The 7,428-nt window shown below is 70.7% G+C and carries 7 protein-coding genes; 6 read left to right on the forward strand and 1 reads right to left on the reverse strand.

All coding sequences use genetic code 11. The features are described 5' to 3' along the window. Positions 1-66: 66 nt before the first annotated feature. Positions 67-609 (reverse strand): YbhB/YbcL family Raf kinase inhibitor-like protein, encoded by a 543-nt coding sequence (locus D0D28_RS34750; RefSeq protein ID WP_116115435.1) that lies wholly within the window; start codon positions 607-609, stop codon positions 67-69. A gap of 148 nt (positions 610-757) precedes the next feature. Between D0D28_RS34750 and D0D28_RS34755 the strand changes: the two genes are divergently transcribed. From D0D28_RS34755 to D0D28_RS34780, 6 genes are all read left to right on the forward strand, one after another. Beyond that, entirely contained in the window at positions 758-1,429 is a 672-nt protein-coding gene (locus D0D28_RS34755; RefSeq protein WP_094006469.1) for a DUF4097 family beta strand repeat-containing protein, read from the forward strand. Next, positions 1,426-2,799, forward strand: coding sequence for an alpha/beta hydrolase (locus D0D28_RS34760; protein ID WP_116115437.1), 1,374 nt, complete (start codon positions 1,426-1,428; stop codon positions 2,797-2,799). Before D0D28_RS34755 ends, D0D28_RS34760 begins: the two co-directional genes overlap by 4 nt. Before the next feature lie 132 nt (positions 2,800-2,931). After that, the gene (gene dnaK, locus D0D28_RS34765) at positions 2,932-4,788 is read left to right on the forward strand and encodes a molecular chaperone DnaK (protein WP_094006471.1); all 1,857 of its coding nucleotides are present in this window, start codon (positions 2,932-2,934) and stop codon (positions 4,786-4,788) included. Further along, a complete protein-coding gene (grpE, locus tag D0D28_RS34770; protein ID WP_094006472.1) occupies positions 4,785-5,480 on the forward strand; it encodes a nucleotide exchange factor GrpE in 696 nt (231 codons plus the stop codon). Before dnaK ends, grpE begins: the two co-directional genes overlap by 4 nt. Positions 5,481-5,507: 27 nt before the next feature. Beyond that, positions 5,508-6,686: a molecular chaperone DnaJ gene (dnaJ, locus tag D0D28_RS34775; RefSeq protein ID WP_094006473.1), complete on the forward strand. Its 1,179-nt coding sequence runs from the start codon at positions 5,508-5,510 to the stop codon at positions 6,684-6,686. Further along, positions 6,683-7,120 carry a heat shock protein transcriptional repressor HspR gene (locus tag D0D28_RS34780; protein WP_094006474.1) on the forward strand — a complete coding sequence of 146 codons (438 nt, stop codon included), beginning with the start codon at positions 6,683-6,685 and terminating at the stop codon, positions 7,118-7,120. The genes dnaJ and D0D28_RS34780 overlap by 4 nt, the downstream gene beginning before the upstream one ends. Positions 7,121-7,428 lie beyond the last annotated feature (308 nt).

A 7,428-nucleotide genomic window follows, 5' to 3' on the forward strand; every position in this document is an offset into this window, starting at 1 on the left:
GGACGGGTGAGCGAGCCGCCCGCCGGACAACCCACCCCCGCCGGGCGGCTCGCTCACCCGTCCAGCTCAGCCCTTGTTCTCGTCCACCGGCACCACCATCGCGCGTGCCAGGGTCGCTCCGAACATGTTGAACCCCAGGAACGCCGGCGTCGCCGTGTCGGGCAGGTCCAGCGACTCCACGTTCAGCGCGTGCACGACGAAGAAGTACCGGTGCGGCCCGTGCCCGGGAGGCGGCGCCGCGCCGAGGAACTGTCGCACGCCGCCGTCGTTGGTCACCGTCACGGCGCCCGCCGGCAGGCCGGAGCCCGACGCGTCCCCGGCACCCGACGGCAGCGAAGTCACCGACGCCGGGATGTTGTACACCGCCCAGTGCCAGAAACCGCTGGCCGTCGGGGCGTCCGGGTCGTAGCACGTCACCGCGAAGCTCTTCGTCTCGGCCGGGAAGCCCTCCCACGCCAGGTGCGGCGACCGGTCCGCACCGCCGGGGACGCCGAAGATCCCGCTCAGGTGCGGCGCCGCGAGCGTCTCCCCGTCGGCCACGTCGTCGCTGCGCACCGTGAACGCCGGCACCGACGGCAGGAACTCGTACGGGTTCGGTGGTTGTGGCATCGCTTCCTCCTCGTCACAGAGTGGCCGGTGATCACCCTAGTGCCGGTCGGGGTGACCCCCGGGATGAACCGGGGGCTTCCCCGATACCGGCCCCCCACGCCCAGGCCATAGCGTGTCCGGCACAGCAAAGTTCACTGGGGAGGACGCAATGCGCAAGCCGGCACTCGCGATAGGCGGGATCGCGCTGATCGTCGCCGGGGTCGGGATCGCCCTGAACTGGGACTGGTGGCGCATCTCCGAACGCGCCGAGCTCACCAGCACCGTCACGCAGCCGATCTCGGCCGTCCACGTCGACAACAACTCCGGCGACGTGCGGATCCGCATCGAGGACACCGCCACGACCTCGGTCAACCAGGTCCTCCACTACGACGGCGACCAGCCCGGCCAGGCCTTCCGCCTCGCCGGTGCCCAGCTCGTCCTGGACGGCTGCGGCAACGACTGCACCGTCGACTACGAGGTCGTCGTGCCGCGCGGCACCACCGTGACCGGCGAGGTCCGCTCCGGCGACTTCACCGTCTACGGCGCCGCCTCGGTCGACCTGGCCGCCAGCTCCGGCGACATCCGCGTCCAGGACATCACCGGCCCGGTCACGACCCGCACCAAATCCGGCAGCATCGACGTCGGCCTCGCCACCGCGCAGAACGTCCACGCCGAGGCCCAGAGCGGCGACATCCGGGTCGTCGTCCCCGCCGACCGCTACCGGGTCGCGGGCGAGACCAAGAGCGGCGACCGCTCCATCAACGTCGTCCAGGACCCGGCCGCGCCCCACCTGCTCGACGTCCGCACCTCCAGCGGCGACGCGACGGTGACCCACGCATGATCCCGGCACTGGCCCTCGCCGCCACCCTGCTCGTCACCCCCGTCATCACCCCGGCCGCACCCGCCCTGACCTGGCACGACTGCGCCACCCCGCAGACCGCGAAGCGCCTGCAGTGCGCCGAACTCGACGTCCCGGGCGCGATGCTGCGGCTGACCCGCCTGCCCGCGCTCGACCCGGCTCGCCGCATCGGCTCGCTGCTGGTCAACCCCGGCGGGCCGGGCGGATCCGGCGCCGACGTCGTCAGCTACGGCGGCCTCGGCCTCGCCACCCCGGAGTTCGCCGAGCTGAACCAGCGGTTCGACGTCATCGGCTTCGACCCGCGCGGCGTCGGTGGCAGCACCCCGGCCATCACGTGCGGCCCGATGCACGACCCCGCGGTCAGCCGCTTCCCCGCCGACGACGCCGGTTACGCCCGGCTCGCCGCGCACAACCGGGACGTCGGCCTCGGCTGCCGCGGACCCCGCCGGGTCGACACCGCGACCGTCGCCGAGGACGTCGAGCGCATCCGGCTCGCCCTCGGCGAGGACCGGATCTCCTGGCTCGGCGTCTCCTACGGCACCGAGATCGGCGCGCTCTACGCCGCCCGCTACCCGCACCACGTGCGGGCGATGGTGCTGGACGGCGCGGTCGACCACGCCCTGCCGATGCGCCAGGCCATCCTCGACGAGGCCGCCGCCACCGAGGACGGCCTGCTCCGATTCGCCCAGTGGTGCGCGAGCACCTGCGGGGAGGACGTGCTCGCCCGCTACGACGCGCTCATGGCGGACGGCGCGCCCTCGGCGCAACTCGGCCGCCGGGCCACCCCCGAGGAGCTGGCCGCGGGCGTCTACTCCCACCTCTACTTCCCCCAGCTGTGGCCGCGGCTGGCCGATGCCCTCCGCGCCGCGCCGCGGGACGCCAGCGCGCTGACCTCGGTCATGCAGTTCACCTCGCCGGAGTACGCCGCCTACCGGGCCGTCGGCTGCCAGGACTTCCCGGCGCCGTTCACCGGACCAGCGGACCTGCGGCGGCTCGCCGAGCAGGTCCGGGAGGTCGCGCCGCACAGCTGGCGCTACTCCGAGTTCTGGGACTTCGCGTCGGGCTGCCTCGGCTGGCCCGTCCCGGCCGCGAATCCGCCGCACCCCGAGCCGGTGCGCGGCGCGCCGCCGATCCTGGTGGTCGGCGGGACGCACGACCCGGCCACGCCGCTGACCTGGGCGCGCAGCCTGTCCGCCCGGATCGAGGGCAGCACGCTGCTCGTCCACGACGGCGACGGGCACACCGGCCTCTACAACTCGGCTTGTGTCCGCCGCCACGAAGCCGCGTACCTCATTTCGGGTACGCCGGGAACAAGCCCGGCAACTCGCTCGTTACCCTGTCAGAAAGGTTGAGCGAGCATCACTCAAGTCTGATTGACGCCCGACACGCGCCCGAGATAGAACTTGAGTACCACCCGCTCAACGCGGGCGCGAAACCGCAGCTCGCAGGGCTGCGCACAGAGGCTAACCAGGAGGGAACACACCATGGCGCGAGCGGTCGGCATCGACCTCGGCACGACCAACTCGGTCGTCGCTGTCCTGGAGGGCGGCGAGCCGACGGTCATCGCCAACTCGGAAGGCTCCCGCACGACCCCGTCGATCGTCGCGTTCGCCAAGAACGGCGAGGTGCTGACGGGTCAGCCGGCGAAGAACCAGGCCGTGACGAACGTCGACCGGACCATCCGGTCCGTGAAGCGGCACATCGGCACCGACTGGAAGACCGAGATCGACGGCAAGGCCTACACGGCGCAGGAGATCAGCGCGCGCGTGCTGATGAAGCTCAAGCGCGACGCCGAGGCCTACCTCGGTGAGGAGATCACCGACGCGGTCATCACCGTCCCCGCCTACTTCGAGGACGCCCAGCGGCAGGCCACCAAGGAGGCCGGCCAGATCGCCGGCCTGAACGTGCTCCGCATCGTCAACGAGCCCACCGCGGCCGCGCTGGCCTACGGCTTGGACAAGGGCGAGAAGGAGCAGACCATCCTGGTCTTCGACCTCGGTGGCGGTACGTTCGACGTGTCACTGCTGGAGATCGGCGAGGGTGTCGTCGAGGTGCGCGCCACCAGCGGTGACAACCACCTGGGTGGTGACGACTGGGACCAGCGCATCGTCGACTGGCTGGTGGACAAGTTCAAGGCCAGCCACGGCATCGACCTGACCAAGGACCGGATGGCGCTGCAGCGCATCCGCGAGGCCGCGGAGAAGGCGAAGATCGAGCTGTCCAGCTCGAGCAGCGCGAACATCAACCTGCCCTACATCACGGTCGACGCGGACAAGAACCCGCTGTTCCTGGACGAGACGCTGTCCCGCGCGGAGTTCCAGCGGATCACCTCCGACCTGCTGGACCGCACCAAGGCGCCGTTCAACAACGTGATCCGCGACGCCGGCATCTCGGTCGGCCAGATCGACCACGTGGTGCTGGTCGGCGGTTCCACCCGCATGCCCGCCGTCGCCGAGCTGGTCAAGGAGCTGACCGGCGGCCGCGAGCCGAACAAGGGCGTGAACCCGGACGAGGTCGTCGCCGTCGGCGCCGCCCTGCAGGCCGGCGTGCTCAAGGGTGAGGTCAAGGACGTCCTGCTGCTCGACGTGACCCCGCTGTCGCTGGGCATCGAGACCAAGGGCGGCGTGTTCACCAAGCTCATCGAGCGCAACACGACCATCCCGACGAAGCGGTCGGAGATCTTCTCCACGGCGGACGACAACCAGCCGTCGGTGCAGATCCAGGTGTTCCAGGGTGAGCGCGAGATCGCCGCGCACAACAAGAAGCTCGGCATGTTCGAGCTGACCGGCATCCCGCCGGCCCCGCGCGGCGTGCCGCAGATCGAGGTCACCTTCGACATCGACGCGAACGGCATCGTGCACGTCACGGCGAAGGACCTGGGCACCAACAAGGAACAGTCGATGACCATCACCGGTGGCTCCGCGCTGCCGAAGGAGGACATCGAGCGGATGGTCAAGGACGCCGAGGCGCACGCGGAGGAGGACCGCAAGCGCCGCGAGGAGGCCGAGACCCGCAACCAGGCCGAGACGCTGGTCTACCAGACCGAGAAGTTCGTCAAGGACAACGACGACAAGCTGCCCGAGGACCTCAAGGGCAAGGTCAAGACCGCGATCGACGAGGCCAACGAGGCGCTCAAGGGCACCGACACGGCCAAGATCAAGGAAGCCATCGAGAAGCTGAACACCGCGTCGCAGGAGCTGGGCACCGCCCTGTACGCCAACGCGCAGCAGGCCGGTGGCGCCACCCCGGGTGCCGACTCGGGTGCGGCGGGCGCGTCCGAGAACAAGGGCGCGGACGACGTGGTGGACGCCGAGATCGTGGACGAGGACGAGAAGAAGTGACGGGACGCCACTCGAACGAGATCGACGAGCAGGAGCCGGTCACCGAGCCCCTGGTCGTGCGGGACCGGCGCAAGATCGACCCCGAGACCGGCCAGGTGCGGACCCAGCCGGAGGCTGCCGAGGCGCCTGCCGCGGACGCCCCGGCGGCCCACGCCGGGCCGTCGCTCGGCGAGTCCATCGTGGACGACGCGGTGGCGGCTCCGTCGGACGTCGAGAAGGAGCTCGCGGAGCGCACCGCCGACCTGCAGCGCCTGCAGGCGGAGTTCGCGAACTACCGCAAGCGCGTGGACCGCGACCGGGAGGCCGTGGTCACCGCGGCGAAGGCGTCGGTGGTGAACGACCTGCTGCCGCTGCTCGACGACTTCGAGCGGGCCGAGCAGCACGGCGACCTCACCGGCGCGTTCAAGGCGGTCGCGGACAAGCTGGTCGCGAGCCTGCAGCGGATCGGGCTGGAGCCGTTCGGCGCGGAGGGCGATCCCTTCGACCCGAGCGTGCACGAGGCCGTGCAGCACAACACCTCGCCGGACGTGTCCGGGCCGACGGTGACGACGGTGCTGCGCCGGGGTTACCGGTTCGGCGACCGGACGCTGCGGGCCGCGCTGGTGGGCGTCACCGACCACGAGCCGGGCGAGGCCCCGGTCGAGGGTGAGCTACCGGTCGAGCAGTTGTCGGATGAGAACGCACAGCAGTAACACGCACGCGAGAGGAGGAGACGTCCGGTGAGTGCACGGGAGTGGATCGGTAAGGACTTCTACCGTGAGCTGGGCGTCTCCTCCGACGCTTCGCAGGACGAGATCAAGAAGGCCTACCGCAAGCTGGCCCGGGAGAACCACCCGGACGCCAACCCGGGCAACACGGAGGCCGAGCAGAAGTTCAAGGCCGTCTCGGAGGCCTACGGCGTCCTGTCGGATCCGGCCAAGCGCAAGGAGTACGACGAGGCGCGGCGGCTGTTCGGTGCGGGCGGCGGGCCCGGTGGCTTCGGCTTCCCGGGCGGTGGCGGCACCGGCGGCTTCGACTTCGGCGACATCTTCGGCCAGACCGCGGGCACGGGCGCGCAGGGCGGTTTCGGTGGGCTGGGCGACATCCTCGGTGGCCTGTTCGGCCGCCGGGGCCAGCAGAGCACGGGCACCCGCGGCCAGCGCGGGGCCGATGTCGAGACGGACGTGCGGATCGACTTCGCCGAGGCGGTGAAGGGCGCGACCCTGCCGCTGCGGCTGTCCAGCCCGGCGACGTGTTCGACGTGCCACGGCAACGGCGCCCGCCCGGGCACCACGCCGCGCACCTGCCCGACCTGCATGGGCGCGGGGCTGGTGAGCCGGAGCCAGGGGGCGTTCGCGTTCTCCGAGCCGTGCCGCGACTGCCGTGGCCGCGGCCGGATCATCGACGACCCGTGCCCCGAGTGCGGTGGCGAGGGCGTCAGCACCCAGACGCGGACGCTGACCGTGCGGGTGCCCGCGGGTGTGGACGACAACCAGCGGATCCGGCTGGCCGGCCAGGGCGAGCCCGGTCGCGGCGGCGCGGCGGCCGGTGACCTGTACGTCCGGGTGCACGTGAACCCGGACCCGGTGTTCGGCCGGTCGGGTAATGATCTGACGATCACGGTCCCGGTGAGCTACCCCGAACTGGCTCTCGGTGCGACGATCACCGTGCCGACGCTGGACGGGAAGGTTTCGGTGAAGGTGCCCGAGGGGACCGGCAGCGGCCGGGTCCTGCGGGTGCGCGGCAAGGGCATCAAGAAGCGGGACGGTTCGCAGGGCGACCTGCTCGTCACGCTGCAGGTGGCCGTGCCGTCGCGGTTGGAGTCTTCGGAGCGGGAGGCGCTCGAGGCGTACGCGAAGATCGCCGAGAAGCACGACCCGCGTCCGGAGATCACGAAGCTGCTCCGCGAGAGGAGTTGATCGAGGTGTTCGGCGGGTTGCCGCACGGGGCCGACGAGGAGACCCCGGTCTTCGTGATCTCCGTGGCCGCGCAGCTGTCCGGCCTGCACGCCCAGACCCTGCGGTCGTACGACCGGATGGGCCTGGTGTCGCCGGGCCGAACAGCCGGCGGCGGGCGGCGGTACTCCATGCGGGACATCGCGCTGCTGCGCGAGGTGCAGCGCCTGTCCCAGGAGGAGGGCGTCAACCTGGCGGGCATCAAGCGGATCATCGAGCTGGAGAACCAGGTCGAGGCGCTGCAGTCCCGGATCGCCGAACTGACCGAAGAACTGGCCACGGCGTACGCGGCGGCCGAACAAGCCGCGGCGGCGGTGCACCGTTCCTACCGGAAGGACCTGGTGCCGATGAAGCAGGAAACCGCCCTGGTGGTGTGGAAACCCCGCCGCAGACGGTAGAGAGACCAGCGAAGGGCCTCGCGAAGCGGGGCCTTTTTTCTTTTCCAGCGCCACGAACAACCCGCAAGCCGGGCAACGCAACGCACGGACTACCCCAACCAGACCTCCCCCGCTCCCGATCCCCAGCCCGCTTTTGGTCGCCGATCAGGCGTGTCAAGGTACTCTTTTGATGTGCTCCGAAAATCTCGGACGCGGCTCAAGCGGACTGTATCACGCAACCTGCTGATTGGTGAACCATTCGTCGAGCACTTCGATCGGTGGTCGATATCCCAGCGCTGAATGTAGTCGGCGTGTGTTGTAGAAGCCTT

Source organism: Amycolatopsis ruanii (genome assembly GCF_003385175.1).
Lineage (GTDB): Bacteria > Actinomycetota > Actinomycetes > Mycobacteriales > Pseudonocardiaceae > Amycolatopsis_E > Amycolatopsis_E thermalba.

Coding starts and splice junctions, on each gene's coding strand:
- D0D28_RS34750 (WP_116115435.1), bottom strand. CDS start 609: ATGCCACAACCACCGAACCCGTACGAGTTCCTGCCGTCGGTGCCGGCG.
- D0D28_RS34755 (WP_094006469.1), top strand. CDS start 758: ATGCGCAAGCCGGCACTCGCGATAGGCGGGATCGCGCTGATCGTCGCC.
- D0D28_RS34760 (WP_116115437.1), top strand. CDS start 1,426: ATGATCCCGGCACTGGCCCTCGCCGCCACCCTGCTCGTCACCCCCGTC.
- dnaK (WP_094006471.1), top strand. CDS start 2,932: ATGGCGCGAGCGGTCGGCATCGACCTCGGCACGACCAACTCGGTCGTC.